The sequence below is a fragment of the Kluyvera sp. Awk 3 genome, assembly GCF_028069715.1.
Lineage (GTDB): Bacteria > Pseudomonadota > Gammaproteobacteria > Enterobacterales > Enterobacteriaceae > Kluyvera > Kluyvera georgiana_A.
Genome location: NZ_JANEWH010000106.1, coordinates 1 through 16,309, shown reverse-complemented (window position 1 = coordinate 16,309; position 16,309 = coordinate 1). Strand labels below are relative to the sequence as shown.

17 protein-coding genes are annotated in these 16,309 nt (G+C 52.3%); 8 read left to right on the top strand and 9 right to left on the bottom strand.

Features of this window, described 5'->3' with window-relative positions:
• Positions 1–132 precede the first annotated feature (132 nt).
• Together ogt and fnr are read left to right on the top strand one after the other, a co-directional pair.
• Positions 133–648 carry a methylated-DNA--[protein]-cysteine S-methyltransferase gene (gene ogt, locus NNN71_RS18585; protein WP_271459086.1) on the top strand — a complete coding sequence of 172 codons (516 nt, stop codon included), beginning with the start codon at positions 133–135 and terminating at the stop codon, positions 646–648.
• Between the two features lie 195 nt (positions 649–843).
• Entirely contained in the window at positions 844–1,596 is a 753-nt protein-coding gene (gene fnr / locus NNN71_RS18580; RefSeq protein WP_061708991.1) for a fumarate/nitrate reduction transcriptional regulator Fnr, read from the top strand.
• Between the two features lie 67 nt (positions 1,597–1,663).
• On the opposite strand, the gene NNN71_RS18575 is transcribed toward fnr, so the two are convergent.
• Positions 1,664–2,176, bottom strand: coding sequence for an anti-virulence regulator CigR family protein (locus NNN71_RS18575; protein ID WP_271459085.1), 513 nt, complete (start codon positions 2,174–2,176; stop codon positions 1,664–1,666).
• Positions 2,177–2,395: 219 nt separating this feature from the next.
• Between NNN71_RS18575 and uspE the strand changes: the two genes are divergently transcribed.
• Positions 2,396–3,346 carry a universal stress protein UspE gene (uspE, locus tag NNN71_RS18570; protein WP_163449561.1) on the top strand — a complete coding sequence of 317 codons (951 nt, stop codon included), beginning with the start codon at positions 2,396–2,398 and terminating at the stop codon, positions 3,344–3,346.
• Between the two features lie 106 nt (positions 3,347–3,452).
• On the opposite strand, the gene NNN71_RS18565 is transcribed toward uspE, so the two are convergent.
• From NNN71_RS18565 to pntA, 3 genes are all read right to left on the bottom strand, one after another.
• A complete protein-coding gene (locus NNN71_RS18565; protein ID WP_163449562.1) occupies positions 3,453–3,641 on the bottom strand; it encodes a YdiH family protein in 189 nt (62 codons plus the stop codon).
• A 138-nt stretch (positions 3,642–3,779) separates the two neighbouring features.
• Positions 3,780–5,168, bottom strand: a complete 1,389-nt coding sequence (gene pntB, locus NNN71_RS18560; protein WP_271459084.1) for a Re/Si-specific NAD(P)(+) transhydrogenase subunit beta — start codon at positions 5,166–5,168, stop codon at positions 3,780–3,782.
• Positions 5,169–5,178: 10 nt separating this feature from the next.
• Positions 5,179–6,708: a Re/Si-specific NAD(P)(+) transhydrogenase subunit alpha gene (pntA, locus tag NNN71_RS18555; RefSeq protein WP_064545620.1), complete on the bottom strand. Its 1,530-nt coding sequence runs from the start codon at positions 6,706–6,708 to the stop codon at positions 5,179–5,181.
• Positions 6,709–7,233: 525 nt separating this feature from the next.
• Between pntA and ydgH the strand changes: the two genes are divergently transcribed.
• From ydgH to folM, 3 genes are all read left to right on the top strand, one after another.
• Entirely contained in the window at positions 7,234–8,184 is a 951-nt protein-coding gene (gene ydgH / locus NNN71_RS18550; RefSeq protein ID WP_163449565.1) for a DUF1471 family protein YdgH, read from the top strand.
• Positions 8,185–8,352: 168 nt separating this feature from the next.
• The gene (locus tag NNN71_RS18545; protein WP_271459083.1) at positions 8,353–9,735 is read left to right on the top strand and encodes an amino acid permease; all 1,383 of its coding nucleotides are present in this window, start codon (positions 8,353–8,355) and stop codon (positions 9,733–9,735) included.
• A 38-nt stretch (positions 9,736–9,773) separates the two neighbouring features.
• Complete coding sequence (gene folM / locus NNN71_RS18540; protein ID WP_223802560.1) at positions 9,774–10,496, top strand: dihydromonapterin reductase; 723 nt, start codon at positions 9,774–9,776, stop codon at positions 10,494–10,496.
• Between the two features lie 3 nt (positions 10,497–10,499).
• Here the strand turns inward: folM and NNN71_RS18535 are convergent, their stop codons facing one another.
• A complete protein-coding gene (locus tag NNN71_RS18535) occupies positions 10,500–10,835 on the bottom strand; it encodes a GlpM family protein (protein ID WP_064545630.1) in 336 nt (111 codons plus the stop codon).
• Between the two features lie 323 nt (positions 10,836–11,158).
• Here NNN71_RS18535 and NNN71_RS18530 point away from each other — a divergent pair, with 323 nt between their 5' ends.
• Positions 11,159–11,266: a type I toxin-antitoxin system toxin Ldr family protein gene (locus tag NNN71_RS18530; RefSeq protein WP_163449568.1), complete on the top strand. Its 108-nt coding sequence runs from the start codon at positions 11,159–11,161 to the stop codon at positions 11,264–11,266.
• 140 nt (positions 11,267–11,406) lie between these two features.
• Positions 11,407–12,126, top strand: a complete 720-nt coding sequence (rstA, locus tag NNN71_RS18525) for a two-component system response regulator RstA (protein WP_163449569.1) — start codon at positions 11,407–11,409, stop codon at positions 12,124–12,126.
• Between the two features lie 126 nt (positions 12,127–12,252).
• Here rstA and NNN71_RS18520 read toward each other — a convergent pair whose 3' ends face one another.
• The 4 genes from NNN71_RS18520 to NNN71_RS18505 form a co-directional block, all read right to left on the bottom strand.
• The gene (locus NNN71_RS18520) at positions 12,253–12,795 is read right to left on the bottom strand and encodes an isochorismatase family protein (protein ID WP_249021857.1); all 543 of its coding nucleotides are present in this window, start codon (positions 12,793–12,795) and stop codon (positions 12,253–12,255) included.
• Between the two features lie 51 nt (positions 12,796–12,846).
• Positions 12,847–13,698, bottom strand: coding sequence for a PhzF family phenazine biosynthesis protein (locus NNN71_RS18515; protein WP_271459082.1), 852 nt, complete (start codon positions 13,696–13,698; stop codon positions 12,847–12,849).
• 74 nt (positions 13,699–13,772) lie between these two features.
• Positions 13,773–15,713: a putative bifunctional diguanylate cyclase/phosphodiesterase gene (locus NNN71_RS18510; protein ID WP_167575912.1), complete on the bottom strand. Its 1,941-nt coding sequence runs from the start codon at positions 15,711–15,713 to the stop codon at positions 13,773–13,775.
• Positions 15,714–15,730: 17 nt separating this feature from the next.
• Positions 15,731–16,225, bottom strand: a complete 495-nt coding sequence (locus NNN71_RS18505; RefSeq protein WP_271459081.1) for a molybdopterin-dependent oxidoreductase — start codon at positions 16,223–16,225, stop codon at positions 15,731–15,733.
• Positions 16,226–16,309 lie beyond the last annotated feature (84 nt).

Below are 16,309 nucleotides of genomic sequence, written 5' to 3'. Positions count from 1 at the left end.
TTATAGTTGATGATAAATAAGCCATATCCTTTGTGATGTTATACATCTGAGGTATAGAGCCAGCGGCCATTCACATGCTATGGTGTCAAACAGGAATAATTTGCGTAAACATATCATATATAGAGAGTGCGCATGCTGACGTTGCTTGAAGATAAAATTGCCACACCGCTCGGGCCGCTGTGGATTCTGTGTGATGAAAACTTTCATTTGCGCGCCGTGGAATGGGAAGAACACAGCGACCGTATGGTGCAACTGCTGGATATTCACTACCGGGCTGAAGGCTATACCCGCGTCACATCACGCAACCCCGGCGGGCTGAGTCAGCAGTTGGCGAACTATTTTGATGGCGATCTGGCGGTGATCGAATCCCTGCCTACCGCCACCGCCGGAACCCCCTTTCAGCGCGAAGTCTGGCAAACCCTGCGCACCATCCCCTGTGGTCAGGTGATGCACTACGGGCAGCTAGCCGAACAGCTTGGCCGTCCGGGAGCCGCTCGCGCCGTAGGCGCCGCCAATGGATCTAACCCGGTGAGTATCGTCGTGCCCTGCCATCGGGTGATCGGACGCAACGGCACCATGACCGGTTATGCTGGCGGCGTACAGCGTAAAGAGTGGCTTCTGCGACACGAAGGCTATCTGCTGCTTTGATTTTCTGTGCCCTTTATGAGCTTAACAGGCGCTTTAGCGATAAATGCGCCTGAAAATTTATATTCTATATCAATGAGATATATCTCATTCCCTGCTATCCCATTTTAATCTTGGGTGAATACGCGCGCCGAGACTTACCTGCTCACCAAAAAGATGTTAAAATTGACCAATATCAATTAAGGCTTGAGCAAACCTATGATCCCGGAAAAGAGAATTATACGACGCATTCAGTCTGGCGGTTGCGCGATCCATTGCCAGGATTGCAGCATCAGCCAGCTTTGCATCCCGTTCACTCTTAATGAGCATGAGCTTGATCAGCTGGATAATATTATCGAGCGCAAAAAGCCTATTCAGAAAGGGCAAACGTTATTCAAAGCCGGAGATGAACTGAAGTCTCTGTATGCCATCCGTTCCGGTACCATCAAGAGCTATACCATTACCGAGCAAGGCGATGAGCAGATCACCGGTTTCCATCTGGCAGGCGATTTAGTTGGCTTCGACGCCATCGGCACCGGCCATCACCCGAGCTTTGCTCAGGCGCTGGAAACTTCCATGGTGTGCGAAATCCCGTTTGAGACCCTGGATGACCTCTCAGGCAAAATGCCGAACCTGCGTCAGCAGATGATGCGTCTGATGAGCGGAGAGATCAAAGGCGATCAGGACATGATCCTGCTGCTGTCGAAGAAAAACGCGGAAGAGCGCCTGGCGGCCTTTATCTATAACCTGTCGCGTCGTTTCGCTCAGCGTGGTTTCTCGCCGCGTGAATTCCGTCTCACCATGACCCGTGGCGATATCGGTAACTACCTGGGTCTGACGGTAGAAACCATCAGCCGACTGCTGGGTCGTTTCCAGAAAAGCGGCATGCTGGCGGTGAAGGGTAAATACATCACCATTGAAAACAGCGATGCGCTGGCTATTCTCGCGGGTCATACTCGTAACGTCGCCTGATCGCTGTTTCATGACACCAATAAAAAACCCCGGCGAGCCGGGGTTTTTTATTGTCTGCTTCAGCTCTCTAATCAAATACGCCGTTAATCACCGACGTGACAATCGCCGTACTTAAAGCAATGAGTACCAGGTTATCGCCAATCACCTGCCATTCATAACCAGGGTAATAAGGAAGCTGATTGAGCATTGATACCGGGACCGCTTTTTTCGCAATACCCGGTGGCAGCGGTTTACCCCGCGCCAGATTTTTAGCAATACCCGGTGGCAAAGATTTGTAGCCGGTCAGGCCATAGTTAACCGCGAGCTGCCTGGCCGTTGCGTAGCTGATATCGCGGTCAACATGGTCGGGTTTGCCATAATTCTTACGCGATGTCGATCCATGGTCCTTGTCCTGGCCTTTACTCCACTGCTGGCTATTCCCTTTATCGCTTTTACTATTACCGTGGCTACTGTTGCCATGGTTGCTATTGCCGTTACCGTTGCCATGCCCGTTGCCGGGGTCGGCCAACACTGGCGTTGCGCAGAGCGACAACGCAACGACGGCCGCGACCGTCTTTAAGAGTGAGGAACGCTGGGTCATCGTCATTTCCTTGTGTGCGGGGTATCTGAGAGAAATCTATATCATTCTGTGTAAAAAAACCTACGCATTAAATCTGAATTTATCGAACTTCCCCGATGCCCACGACAAGGCTAATTTATCCTGTTTATTGATCTTGCGAAGGTTCCCCCCTGTTTCAATCCCACTATATGAGTTATCTTTTACTTACAAACTGTGGTTACAGCTGTAAGGAGACCCTGTATGGCCAGATATCAAAATATGCTCGTGGCGATCGATCCGAACCAGGACGACCAGCCTGCGCTACGACGCGCTGTGTATCTTCATCAACGGATTGGCGGCCGCATTAAAGCCTTTTTGCCGATCTATGACTTTTCCTATGAAATGACCACCCTTTTGTCTCCTGATGAGCGCACCGCAATGCGCCAGGGCGTGATTAGCCAGCGAACCGCATGGATCCGCGAGCAGGCGAAATACTACCTGGAAGCCGGCGTTCCGCTGGAGATCAAAGTGGTGTGGCATAATCGCCCGTTCGAAGCCATCATCCAGGAAGTTGTCAGCGGCGGCCACGATTTGCTGCTGAAAATGGCCCACCAGCACGACAAGCTGGAGTCGGTAATCTTCACCCCAACCGACTGGCACCTGTTACGTAAATGCCCATGCCCGGTATGGATGGTGAAAGATCAGCCGTGGCCTGAAGGCGGTAAAGCACTCGTTGCCGTCAACCTTGCCAGCGAAGAAGCGTACCATAACGCGTTGAACGAGAAGCTGGTCAAAGAGACCCTTGAGCTGGCCGAACAGGTCAACCATACCGAAGTACACCTGGTCGGCGCTTTCCCGGTCACGCCGATCAATATCGCCATTGAATTGCCTGATTTCGACCCCAGCGTTTACAACGATGCGATCCGCGGCCAGCACCTGCTGGCGATGAAATCGTTGCGCCAGAAATTTGGTATTGATGAGAAGTTTACTCACGTCGAGAAAGGGTTGCCTGAAGAGGTCATTCCGGATCTTGCCGCGCATCTTGACGCCGGCATCGTGGTACTGGGCACTATCGGACGAACCGGTATTTCGGCGGCCTTCCTCGGCAACACTGCCGAACAGGTTATTGACCACCTGCGCTGCGACCTGCTCGCGATCAAACCCAATGACTATCAGACCCCCGTCGAGATGGACGACGAAGAAGACGATTAAGTGGTGTGATGTGACGAAAAAACCGGTCAATTCAAATGGCCGGTTTTTTTTGTCTTGCGATTAGCTTCCCGGCATCATCATGCGCTGCCAGGCTAGCGGGATGCTATCAATGGAGCCCTAGTCGCCAGGCAAAGTCGATCTCTTCTTTCAGTTCAATGGCAGAAAGCGCCATCAGGTCAGCAAATTCCAGCTCAAGTTGCTTAACGCGTTTCAGGTACTGTGCAGGGGTTAAAGGTGTGGTTTCGCGACGAAGATATTCGATGGCCAATTGTGCAGGCGTTAACAAGGTATCCATAAGTTCCTCTGTTGGTTTGAACGACATAGAACATTATAACACCTTTCACTGCGCACTTTTTGACCAAAAACAATCATAAATCAAATATAAGGCCGCCATTCCTCAGGAGAATGGCGGCCTTCATTTTATACGCGGTAATTACAGCGCTTTCAGAATGGCATCCACGCTAGCTTTCGCATCGCCGAACAGCATCTGAGTATTTTCTTTAAAGAACAGCGGGTTCTGTACCCCAGCGTAACCGGTATTCATGGAACGCTTGAAGACAATAACATTCTGCGCCTTCCACACTTCCAGAACCGGCATGCCGGCAATCGGGCTTTTCGGATCGTCCTGCGCGGCCGGGTTAACGGTATCGTTCGCGCCGATGACCAGTACGGTATCGGTGTCAGCAAAGTCATCGTTGATTTCGTCCATCTCCAGCACGATGTCGTAAGGCACCTTCGCTTCCGCCAGCAGCACGTTCATGTGGCCCGGCAGACGCCCGGCAACCGGGTGGATACCAAAGCGCACTTTGATACCGCGCGCGCGCAGTTTTTCGGTGATTTCCGCTACCGGATACTGTGCCTGCGCCACCGCCATGCCATACCCCGGGGTGATGATTACCGAGTGGGAGTTTTTCAGCATTTCAGCGGTTTCTTCGGCGTTAATTTCGCGATGCTCGCCCACTTCTTCATCACTACCGGTAGAGGAACCGTCGGTACCAAAACCACCCGCAATAACGCTGAAGAACGAACGGTTCATCGCCTTACACATGATGTAAGACAGGATGGCACCGGAAGAACCCACCAGCGCACCGGTGACGATCAGCAGGTCGTTGCTGAGCATAAAGCCCGCCGCCGCTGCCGCCCAACCGGAGTAGGAGTTCAGCATGGAGACCACCACCGGCATGTCTGCCCCACCGATAGATGCCACCAGGTGCCAACCGAAAGCTAGCGCGATAATGGTCATCACCAGCAGGCACAGCACCTGAGTGCCCACGCTGTCGGTGCGCACGAAAGCCACCATCAGCAGGAAGGAAACCACCAGCGCCGCCAGGTTCAGCTTGTGACGATTTGGCAGCATCAGCGGCTTCGAAGACATCTTGCCGCACAGCTTGCCGAACGCCACGATAGAACCGGTAAAGGTGACCGCACCGATAAAGATACCGAGGAACACTTCTGTCAGGTGAATATTGACCAGAATCTGTTCCATACCGGTTTTATGCTGCAGGTAGCTGTTGAAGCCCACCAGCACCGCGGCCAGACCGACAAAGCTGTGCAGCACCGCGACCAGCTCCGGCATTTCGGTCATTTCCACTTTCTTCGCCAGGCGAATACCAATCGCGCCGCCGATAATCATCGCCAGCAGGATCCACGCCACATTGCTGGTATCCGGCCCGAAGATGGTCGCGATCAGGGCAATCGCCATACCGGCGATGCCGTAGTAGTTGCCCTGCTGCGAGGTTTCGTGTTTGGAAAGCCCGGCGAGACTGAAAATAAACAGGATTGCGGCAACAATGTATGCAGCTGTAACTAATCCTCCAGACATTTGTTACCCCTTATCCTTTGCGGAACATTTTCAGCATGCGCTGAGTGACGGTGAAACCACCAAAAATATTAATGCTGGCGATCAATACCGCGATAAAACTCAGGAAGCTTACCCAGCCACCATGGCCAATCTGCAGGAGCGCGCCAACCACGATAATGCCTGAGATAGCATTCGTGACCGACATCAACGGCGTGTGCAATGCATGCGACACGTTCCACACCACGTAATAACCCACTACGCAGGAGAGCGCGAACACGGTGAAGTGACCGAGGAACTCTTTCGGTGCGACGCTCGCCAGCCAGCCAAACAGAATGATGGCCAGCGCGATCAGCGCATATTTACGCCACGGTGACGCCGGTTTCTCCGGTTCTTTTGGCGCTGGCGCGGCTTTCTGCGCGGCCTGCGGCTGTGCCGAAACCTGAATCGGCGGTGCCGGCCAGGTGACTTCGCCTTCGCGGATGACGGTCACGCCGCGCACCACGACGTCATCAAAATCGATGGTGATGTTGCCGTCTTTCTCTTTGCACAGCAGCTTCAGCAGGTTCACCAGGTTGGTGCCATACAGCTGAGATGACTGCGTCGGCAGGCGTCCGGCCAGATCGGTATAGCCGATCACCTTCACGCCGTTTGCCGTGACGAAAATTTCATTTGGCACGGTGTATTCGCAGTTACCGCCGTTTTGCGCGGCCAGGTCGACGATGACGCTCCCCGGCGTCATGGAATCCACCATTTCGCGGGTAATCAGCTTCGGCGCCGGTTTGCCCGGAATCAACGCGGTGGTAACGATGATGTCGACCTCTTTTGCCTGCGCGGCGAACAGGGCCATTTCAGCGGCAATAAACGCCTCTGACATCACTTTGGCATAACCGTCTCCGCTGCCGGCTTCTTCTTTGAAGTCCAGCTCGAGGAATTCGGCGCCCATGCTCTGCACCTGCTCTTTCACTTCCGGGCGGGTGTCGAACGCACGCACAATCGCGCCAAGGCTGTTCGCCGCGCCGATAGCGGCAAGACCCGCTACGCCCGCGCCAATCACCATCACTTTCGCCGGTGGAACTTTCCCCGCCGCGGTGATTTGGCCGGTAAAGAAACGACCGAACTCGTGAGCCGCTTCAACGATAGCGCGATAACCCGCAATGTTCGCCATCGAACTTAACGCATCCAGCGATTGGGCACGGGAAATACGCGGCACGGAGTCCATCGCCATGACGTTAATATTCCGCTCAGCCAATTTTGCCATCAGCTCAGCATTTTGTGCCGGCCAGATAAAGCTAATCAGCGTCGTACCCGGGTTCAGCAGCGCAATTTCTTCATCCAGCGGCGCGTTAACCTTGAGGATAACGTCGGATTGCCAGATATCATCACCAGAGACTATCTCTGCACCAGCCTGCACAAATGCTTCGTCATCAAAACTGGCTAGTTTTCCTGCACCACTTTCAATGGCCACGCTAAAACCGAGCTTCAGCAGCTGCTCAACCGTTTTCGGCGTTGCTGCGACTCGCGTTTCCTGGGCCCACCTTTCTTTTGGTACACCAATACGCATAACTATTCCCTTATATCGGTTCTTATTTAATGGTTTGCCGTTTTGTCAGTTTGTTGCGGGTAACCCGTAAGTGACCTAACAGGCGAACAACCTGAATAAATAAAACAGTAACAAACTGTCTATAACCTACTGAAAATACCGATTGTGATCTAGCGCCGAAAAACACTATTTTTGCATTAAATGCCAAATAAGGAGTTCCAGCCGCTACAAACAGCGATATTTGCCCCGATTTGAGTAGCGAGCCCCATAATTCGCTTCTTCTCCGTGGGAAAACATGATTTTTCGCGGGCAAGACGGCGCAGTTAACATTCCATTAACTTAAAAAAGTCATATGGTTGACCGCTTTTTCCGGTCAAGCGCCCGTTTTTTCAACATATCAGGAAAAGTTATCCAAAACCGTCACCGGGTTCGCATCTGAAGTTAAAAATGACGCAGACAGTAGCGTCATTTCAATGCCATAATCAGACGTTTTCCCGTTAACAACATGACCCGAATTTGGTTTGCGCAAGGCGAAGGATTATTTTTATGAAGCTTAAGAACACCCTCCTCGTGTCCGCCATGCTGTCTGCCGCGGCAATGTCCGCTCATGCAGCCACCGAGCTGACCCCGGAGCAAGCGTCCGCACTGAAGCCCTATGACCGCGTGGTGATCACCGGTCGCTATACCGCCATTGGCGATGCAGTCAACGCCATGTCCCGCAAAGCGGACAAAGAAGGCGCAGCCTCTTTCTATGTTGTCGATACCTCTGATTACGGCAACAGCGGCAACTGGCGCGTCACGGCAGATCTCTATAAAGAAGACGCGCCGAAAGCCGACGCTCCGAAAAATCGCATCATCAATGGCGTGATGGAACTGCCGAAAGACCAGGCCGTTGCGCTGGTGCCTTACGACACAGTCACCGTTCAGGGCTTCTACCGCAGCCAGCCGGAAGTGAACGATGCTATTACCAAGGCCGCCAAAGCCAAAGGCGCCGCCTCCTTCTTTATCGTCCGTCAGGTTGATGCGAACGACGGCGGTAACCAGCGTATTACCGCCTACATCTATAAAGCCGATGCGGAAAAACGCGTATTGCAGAGCCCGGATGCCATTCCGGCAGATTCTGACGCCGGGCGTAAACTGCTGGCGGAAGGCGGCGAAGCAGCGAAACAGGTTGAGATCCCGGGCGTAGCGACAACCGCCGCCGTCGGTGCGGGCACCGGCGTAGGCCGTTTCTTCGAAACACAGACCACTAAGGGTGGGCGTTACAGTGTCACGCTTCCTGACGGTACGAAAGTCGAAGAACTGAACAAAGTCACTGCTGCACAGATGATTCCGTTCGACAGCATCAAGTTCACCGGTAACTACGGCAACATGACCGAAGTGTCTTATCAGGTGGCAAAACGCGCCGCTAAGAAAGGCGCTAAGTATTATCACATTACCCGTGAATGGCAGGAGCGCGGCGGCAACGTCACCATCAGCGCCGACCTGTACAAGTAAGCAACAGCAAAAGGCGGCGTAAGCCGCCTTTTTTATTCATTTCTTTTTATACATTGTTGCATGTATGCATCGCTCTCCGTAAAATCGCCGCCTCAGCGCAATCCTCCATGTTTATGCGATTTCGCCAAATAAATATTCTTGTTCTTCGCCTTCCACGACAGGATTCTCATGGAAAAGAAATTAGGGCTTAGCGCCCTGACGGCTCTGGTTCTGAGCTCAATGCTCGGTGCGGGCGTATTCAGCCTGCCGCAAAACATGGCCGAGGTCGCCAGCCCCGCCGCACTGCTGATTGGCTGGGCTATCACCGGCGTGGGCATTCTGTTCCTTGCCATCGCCATGCTGGTACTGACCCGCATCCGTCCGGATCTTGACGGCGGTATCTTTACCTACGCGCGCGAAGGTTTCGGGGAACTGATCGGCTTTTGTTCCGCATGGGGTTACTGGCTGTGTGCGGTGATTGCCAACGTCTCCTATCTGGTGATTGTTTTCTCCGCCCTCAGTTTCTTTACCGATACGCCTGAACTGCGCCTGTTTGGCGACGGTAATACCTGGCAATCCATTGTCGGGGCTTCGGTGCTGCTCTGGGTGGTTCATTTTCTGGTTCTGCGCGGCGTACAGACGGCTGCCAGCATCAACCTGGCCGCGACGCTGGCCAAGCTGGTACCGCTGGGGTTGTTTATCGTGCTGGCGGCGATCGCTTTTAAAAGCGAGACCTTTACTCTGGATTTCCACGGTATCGACCTTGGCGTGCCGGTGTGGGAACAGGTGAAAAACACTATGCTGATAACGCTTTGGGTGTTTATTGGCGTGGAAGGCGCGGTGGTGGTGTCGGCGCGCGCCCGTAATAAAAAAGATGTTGGCCGCGCGACGCTGCTGGCCGTGATTTCCGCGCTGGGGGTTTATCTGCTGGTCACGCTGCTGTCGATGGGGGTGGTTGCCCGTCCTGAACTGGCAGAGATGCGCAATCCATCAATGGCGGGCCTGATGGTGCGTATGATGGGTTCCTGGGGTGAAATTGTGATTGCCGCCGGGCTGATTGTCTCCGTTTGCGGGGCCTACCTGAGCTGGACAATTATGGCAGCGGAAGTGCCGCTGCTGGCTGCCACGCATAAAGCATTCCCGCGAATCTTCGCCCGACAGAACGCGAATAACGCCCCTGCCGCCTCGCTGTGGCTCACCAACCTGAGCGTACAGGCAAGCCTGGTGCTAATCTGGCTGACCGGTTCTGACTACAACACGCTGCTGACTATCGCTTCCGAGATGATCCTCGTGCCTTACTTCCTGGTCGGCGCGTTTTTACTCAAGGTGGCGCATCGTCCGCTGCATAAGGTGATTGGTGTCGGTGCCTGCATTTATGGCTTATGGTTATTATATGCGTCCGGCCCGATGCACCTGCTGCTATCGGTCGTACTCTATGCGCCGGGCCTGTTAGTCTTTATCTATGCGCGCCGCACGCATGAAGATAATATCCTGCTCAAGCGTCGCGAATTAGCCTTAATTGGCCTACTTCTGGTTGCCGCTGTGCCGGCAACGTGGATGTTAATGGGGTAACGCGGTCACCCCATCGCAGAATACATATGGAGATAACGATGGGAAACATGCTATCACGCCCCGTACTGATAACCGGTGGAGGCCGCCGTATCGGCCTCGCCCTTGCCCACCATTTTCTCACCCAACAGCAGCCGGTTATCCTCAGCTATCGTACGCACTATCCGGCCATTGATGTGATGCGGCGAGCGGGCGCTGTCTGTATTCAGGCAGATTTTGCCCACGATGAGGGAATTAATGCCTTTGCCGAGGCGGTGAAATCACACTGTACCAGCCTGCGCGCCATCATCCATAACGCCAGCGGCTGGCAGGCGGAAAGCCCATCTACGCCGCTCAGTCAGGTGCTCAACGCCATGCTGCAAATTCACGTGCATGCGCCCTACCTGCTCAACCATGCTCTTGAAGGCCTGCTGCGCGGACACGGCCACGCAGCCAGCGACATTATTCATTTCACGGACTATGTGGTGGAACGCGGCAGCGACAAGCATATCGCCTACGCCGCCAGCAAGGCCGCGCTAGACAACATGACTCGCTCGTTTGCCCGCAAGCTGGCACCCGAGGTGAAGGTTAACGCGATCGCCCCGGCGCTGGTGCTGTTTAACGAGGATGATGACGCCGAATATCGGCAAAAAGCGCTGAATAAATCGCTGATGAAAATCGCCGGCGGCGAGAAAGAGATAATCGACCTGGTCGATTATCTGCTCGGCAGCAGCTATGTCACGGGCCGCTCTTTCGCCGTCGATGGCGGGCGGCCTCTGGTCTAACGCTTAGTGAAAACGGCCCCACAGGAAAATTAATAGCCAGGCGCTAACGCCCCAACAGGCCACGGCGCCGGCTAACGCAAGCGGCAGGCGCATCATGCCGGTGAAATACCACAGCGACAACAGATAGAGAAAATAGGGAATAATCGACCACATTCCAAAAACGATGGTCGCCCGCAGCGCTTCGGTTCCCCGCTCGCTGGCAACGATATAGTGCGCAATCAGCGCAAAGGTGGGAAAAAGCGGAATCAGCCCAGCAATGGCGTAGTTTTTCGTTTTTGCCAGAATGCCAATCAACACCACAACCAGCGCGCCAAGCAGCGCCTTAATTAACAACCCCATCTTATTATTCACCAATAAACAACATGTTGCTCCAGCATAGCGGAAGCGGTTGTCTTTATGAATGAAAATTCAGAAGCGTGCTCGCAATTAAAGAGGATGGACAAAGCGCATTGGGCAAAAGATTGTAGAATTCGCGGCAAGCCGGACTTTCCGGTGAGGCGCAGTGTTGCGGGGGCTTGATCCCCGGCGGCGTTGTTGCTGGATAAAAGAAAACCCCCGCACATTGTTCGGCGTTAACCGGGCAACATAAGGGGGCGATTCTTGAAACCTCAACAGTTCAAGGATAGCCGCGAACCGTTGCCATTGCAACAGAAGGCGGCTATATGACGCTGATGCAGTTTGCCGTTATTTTCTGGCACGATCTTGCCGCTCCCGTCATCGCTGGCGTATTGGTCAGCCTGATAGTGAGTCACTGGCGTAGTCGGAAATAATCGCGAGATGGGCGTCATTTCCGCCGCAGTGGCGGCATGCGCCCGAACGAGGCCGCAGGGGGAATCCCTGCGGCCTTTTTTGTGGCGGCAAAGCTGCGCGCGGTGTATCGTAGCCGTTTTGTCAGCCAGTGCGTAGAGTCATGAATAAGATCGTTTATGTTGAGGATGATCCGGATGTAGGGGCGCTGATCGCCGCCTATCTGGGCAAGCATGATATGGATGTGGTGGTCGAGCCGCGGGGCGATAATGCCGAAGCGACGATTGCCCGTGAAAATCCGGATCTGGTGCTGCTGGACATCATGTTACCGGGTAAAGATGGCATGACGCTTTGCCGCGATCTTCGCGGTCAATGGGCGGGCCCTATCGTACTGCTCACTTCTCTGGATAGCGACATGAATCATATTCTGTCACTGGAAATGGGCGCGAACGACTATATTCTCAAAACGACCCCGCCCGCCGTGCTGCTGGCGCGCCTGCGTCTTCACCTACGACAAAATCCGGGTAACGGGAGTCAAACGGTCGCCGCGCAGCCTGCCTTGACGCCGCACAAAACCATTCGCTTCGGTACGCTGGTCATCGATCCGGTGAACCGTCAGGTTCTGCTGAGCGGTGAAAGCATCGCCCTTTCCACCGCCGATTTCGATTTGCTGTGGGAGCTCGCGACTCATGCGGGGCAAATCATGGACCGCGACGCGCTGCTGAAAAATCTTCGCGGCGTCAGCTACGACGGGATGGATCGCAGCGTGGACGTGGCGATTTCCCGGCTACGCAAGAAACTACAGGACAGCGCGACCGAGCCATATCGCATTAAGACCGTGCGCAATAAAGGCTATCTGTTCGCGCCGCATGCCTGGGAGTAGTCAACAGGATTTTATGCTACCTGTAAAACTATAACCCTCGATGACGCGCTCACCATCATCATCAAAAACAGCGCATATATGCTGCCATGTGACGCTTTTTCCGCCCAATGGCAGCATTATCTATATTTAATGGTTGTTCAGCTTAAGTTCAGCCGTATTTATCCCGCTGGCAAAGCCGTTTTCCAGCAACGCTATCGTCACGCGATAGACCTCTTCTGCGCTAATTTCCGCACTCTCGAGCGGGAAGCTCAGCACCGCATCGCGAATCACCGTCATGGAAAGCCCAAGGTCTGCTCCCATGCGCACGGTAGAGTTAACGCAGTAACCCGCCACTGCGCCAATCACCGCAACATCGCTAATCTGCGCGCGCTGTAACCAGCCATGAAGATCGGTAGAACTGAACGCCGATGAGGTTGTTTTTATAAAGACAGGCTCGCCCGCGTGTTCTTCAAACCCAATAACGGGCTGGAAATGGGCGCTATCGCGTTGCAGAGGCGAACCTGGCTCGAGGGTTTCATGGCGAACATGCAGGACCGGTTTTCCCGCTGCCCGAAATGCCGCAATCGTCGCGCGCATATTGTCGATACTGCTGGCGGGAAAATAGGCCATCCCTCCCGCAATGCGATCGGGAACAAAACCTTGCATATCGATAATCAGTAAAGCCTGCATAGCAACCTCATTCATACCTGTCGGAAAGAAACAAATTACGCCAGGCAACAGTTAAGGACAACCTGCTGATTTTAAGGTTGCCAGGGCCTTCTTACCAACAGCATGCTCGTCCTGGCGCAGAAACACTTTACCTGTCAGATAAGTCGTTGCCTGCCCGCCGATAAAGACGCGATCGCCCTCAAGTCGACAGCGTAGCTCTCCACCTCTCTCTCCCCCCTGATAGGCCAGCATCGGTGTCTTTTGCAGTTTATCAGCCCAATATGGAATCAGCATGCTATGTGCAGAACCGGTCACCGGATCTTCCGGTACCGCGTCACCCGGACAAAAAACGCGGCTGACAAAGTCATATTGCTTATCACCAGGCGCCGTGACGCAAATCATTTTGCCCAGCGGGATCATGGCCTGAATATCCGGTTGTAAAGCCGCAACCTGCTCTTGATTCTCTAACACGACCAGATAATCGCGCGCGACACGCACTTCTCTGTATGTCCTGATGCCCAAAGCATCCAACAGTAAAGGAGGCGGAGTTATCGGCTCTGCGTGCCATGCTGGTAAATCAAGCGTCAGCCATTCGCCGTTACGCGTCACCGTCAGCGGACCGACAAAACGGGTTTCAAAATGGATAGATGAGCCCGTGTAATCCAGATGTTCGAAGATGACGTGCGCCGCCGCGAGGGTTGCATGGCCGCACAAGTTGATTTCCCCGAGAGAGGTAAACCAGCGCAGTTCAAAGCCCTTCTCACTGACGACGAAGAATGCGGTTTCCGACTGATTATGCTGCTTCGCCATTTTCAACAGCGTCTCGTCGGGCAGCCACTCCATCAGGGGACATACTGCGGCAGCATTGCCGGAAAAAGTGGTGCTGCTGAACGCATCAACCATATAGAAATCAATTTGTTGCATAATAGAAACCTGTCATCGTTCTCGTAGCAACAAACACTGTACCATATCGCGACCGCGACAGACTTTTTCACGCATTATTCATGCTGCGGACCGTTTTTGATTTCCCCATCGATATAAGGCTGAGGTTGACGGAAGAGATATCCTTGGGCGAAATCGCAGCCCAACGCTTTAAGATTTTCCAGTTGTTCGCGGGTTTCAACCCCTTCAGCAACAACCTTCATACTGAGGGATTTTGCCATGCCCGTAATAAGCTTAATGATATTAAGGGCGTCTTCCTGTACTGATATTGAATGCACAAAAGATTTGTCGATTTTGATTTTATCGAAAGCAATGCGACTCAGACGCGAAAGTGAAGAATATCCCGTGCCAAAATCATCAATTGATATTTTCACCCCCAGAGCTCTGAGCCTGTTAAGGGTATTCATCGGCGCATGACTCTCGGAAAAGAGAGAGGATTCCGTTACTTCCAGTTCAAGACGGTCGGCCGGAAGCCCCGTTTCTTTCAGAATCGACAGGACGATGCCGGCGAAAGCTTTGCTATTGAGCTGAACAGGAGAAACATTCACTGAAATTTTCACCGGCACCACCCAGGATGCCGCTTCCCGGCATGCCATCTCAAGCACTGATTTTCCCATTTCGTTAATCATGCCGGTTTTTTCTGCCACAGGAATAAAGCTATCTGGCGACATGAGTCCCTTCAAAGGGTGGATCCACCGAATAAGCGCTTCATAGCTGTAAATTTCGCTGGTAAACGAATCGACAATAGGCTGATAGTAAACAACGAATTCGTTATTCGCTAACCCCAATGCCATATCATGCTCGAGGGTTCTGCTTTCCTGAAGCTTGTCTAACATCCACTGCCGGAAAACTTTTATCTTACTCGAACCTTCATTTTTAGCTTCATAAAGGGCGAGATCGGCATATTTATAGAGATAGTCAGAGCGGTGTTCAGTATCTGAGATAGCTATACCGACACAGGTGGTTATATTGATTATCGCATTATAGATGGTATAAGGCTGGTTAATCGCAGCGCATATTTTCTGCGCCTGGGAAACCGCTGTCATCTCAGTCAGTCCACTCGCGAGCAAGGCAAATTCATCGCCGCCTAAGCGATAAAAGGTGTCTGAAGCAAAGTTCATTGAGACCAGGCGCTGGGAGATCTGTTGTAATAATATATCGCCAACATCATGTCCGTAGGTATCATTTACCTCTTTAAATCGGTCTAAATCAAACAGCATCACTGTCACAGAATCATCATTTTTTTCTGCCTGAGCAATGGTGTTATTTAATTTTTCCCAGAAGAAATGCCGGTTGTTCATCCCAGTCAGAGAATCATGGTAGGCGTCATACTCCAGTTTTACATTCTGAACTTGCAGTTTCTCTTTTGATTTTTGCAACTCGTCGGCAAGATTCTTCACCTGAAGGTGTGCCTTGAGGATATTCCTGTTCTGATAAAATATGAGAATCCCGAGGATCGCACTGACTATTATCAGCAGCACAGAAGTTGCTGAATAAATAAAGTAAAGCGTTCTGATATTAAGGTTGGCGCTATTAATCGAGTTGACATCCTTGTCTAATGCACCGGATGAAAGACGGCCAAGGGGGGTATCCAACGTATGCATGACTTTTAGATATTTTTGTAGCTCCGGGCGACTCATGCTCTCAAGATGCGCATCCAGATAATCCAGTGTTTCTTCAAGCTTTATCGCCAGATCATGGTGCGCTTTGTTGTTGTTGATATAATGGCCTAAATCACCTTCTTTGACTAAATCACTCTGGCTGAGCATGATGTCGAGGCGCAGACGCACGTCATCAAGCGTCATCGCATCATCAATAGTGTAAAGACCGAGCCACGATTCAAAGCGATAATATTCTGATACCATCTGGGCGGCAGACCATGAATCGGTGTATTGCGTGAGTTTTTGTAGCTCTTGCTGTCTTTCATGGACAAGAAAAGAGATATATCCAGTAGATACAAAAAGGAAAAATATAATGCCAGCCAATATTCTGTTCATGATGTTCCGCTGAACCCCTACTCTATATCCATTCTACTGACTTGCCACGCTGATCTTGAATAATAGACCTGGTTATTCAGTTCAGGGATGCTGTCATAAGGATACACCACGAATAGTGGGCCTTTATCACGGATGGGCATGTATTCTCCGTTGATTTTTAAGGCAAGGATAACATTGTATTTTTTGAAGTCACTGAGCGGAATGATGGTGGTGTAGTCATTGAGCGCGGTAACTTTAACGACCGATCCTTTCGCCCCGACATAATCCATAAGTTTCTGCAGCGGAATACCCGTAAAAGTGGTGCGGCCATTATACCAGGGAGAGGTAGTCTGGAAACTGACCACCCCCAACTTTTCAAGACTGGCGATATCCAGAACGGCTTTCCCATCCCGGTTTGTATTTTCGATATTACCGGACAGGGTTAAAATGACTTTACCGGTAGGTTTGGCAAGATCGCCCGCCCAGATCGATGTAGAGACCATAAAGCTCAACAGCATGACAATTAAGCGCATTCTAACCTCGACTATTGACCAGATGTAAAAGAATTATAATTTAGTCATCATGTTATTAATATATGCTACCCAGCCATTATGGAT

Coding starts and splice junctions, on each gene's coding strand:
- uspE (WP_163449561.1), top strand. CDS start 2,396: ATGGCCAGATATCAAAATATGCTCGTGGCGATCGATCCGAACCAGGAC.
- NNN71_RS18505 (WP_271459081.1), bottom strand. CDS start 16,225: ATGCGCTTAATTGTCATGCTGTTGAGCTTTATGGTCTCTACATCGATC.
- ogt (WP_271459086.1), top strand. CDS start 133: ATGCTGACGTTGCTTGAAGATAAAATTGCCACACCGCTCGGGCCGCTG.
- folM (WP_223802560.1), top strand. CDS start 9,774: ATGGGAAACATGCTATCACGCCCCGTACTGATAACCGGTGGAGGCCGC.
- pntA (WP_064545620.1), bottom strand. CDS start 6,708: ATGCGTATTGGTGTACCAAAAGAAAGGTGGGCCCAGGAAACGCGAGTC.
- rstA (WP_163449569.1), top strand. CDS start 11,407: ATGAATAAGATCGTTTATGTTGAGGATGATCCGGATGTAGGGGCGCTG.
- NNN71_RS18545 (WP_271459083.1), top strand. CDS start 8,353: ATGGAAAAGAAATTAGGGCTTAGCGCCCTGACGGCTCTGGTTCTGAGC.
- pntB (WP_271459084.1), bottom strand. CDS start 5,168: ATGTCTGGAGGATTAGTTACAGCTGCATACATTGTTGCCGCAATCCTG.
- NNN71_RS18510 (WP_167575912.1), bottom strand. CDS start 15,713: ATGAACAGAATATTGGCTGGCATTATATTTTTCCTTTTTGTATCTACT.
- NNN71_RS18530 (WP_163449568.1), top strand. CDS start 11,159: ATGACGCTGATGCAGTTTGCCGTTATTTTCTGGCACGATCTTGCCGCT.
- NNN71_RS18565 (WP_163449562.1), bottom strand. CDS start 3,641: ATGGATACCTTGTTAACGCCTGCACAATTGGCCATCGAATATCTTCGT.
- NNN71_RS18575 (WP_271459085.1), bottom strand. CDS start 2,176: ATGACCCAGCGTTCCTCACTCTTAAAGACGGTCGCGGCCGTCGTTGCG.
- fnr (WP_061708991.1), top strand. CDS start 844: ATGATCCCGGAAAAGAGAATTATACGACGCATTCAGTCTGGCGGTTGC.
- NNN71_RS18515 (WP_271459082.1), bottom strand. CDS start 13,698: ATGCAACAAATTGATTTCTATATGGTTGATGCGTTCAGCAGCACCACT.
- ydgH (WP_163449565.1), top strand. CDS start 7,234: ATGAAGCTTAAGAACACCCTCCTCGTGTCCGCCATGCTGTCTGCCGCG.
- NNN71_RS18535 (WP_064545630.1), bottom strand. CDS start 10,835: ATGGGGTTGTTAATTAAGGCGCTGCTTGGCGCGCTGGTTGTGGTGTTG.
- NNN71_RS18520 (WP_249021857.1), bottom strand. CDS start 12,795: ATGCAGGCTTTACTGATTATCGATATGCAAGGTTTTGTTCCCGATCGC.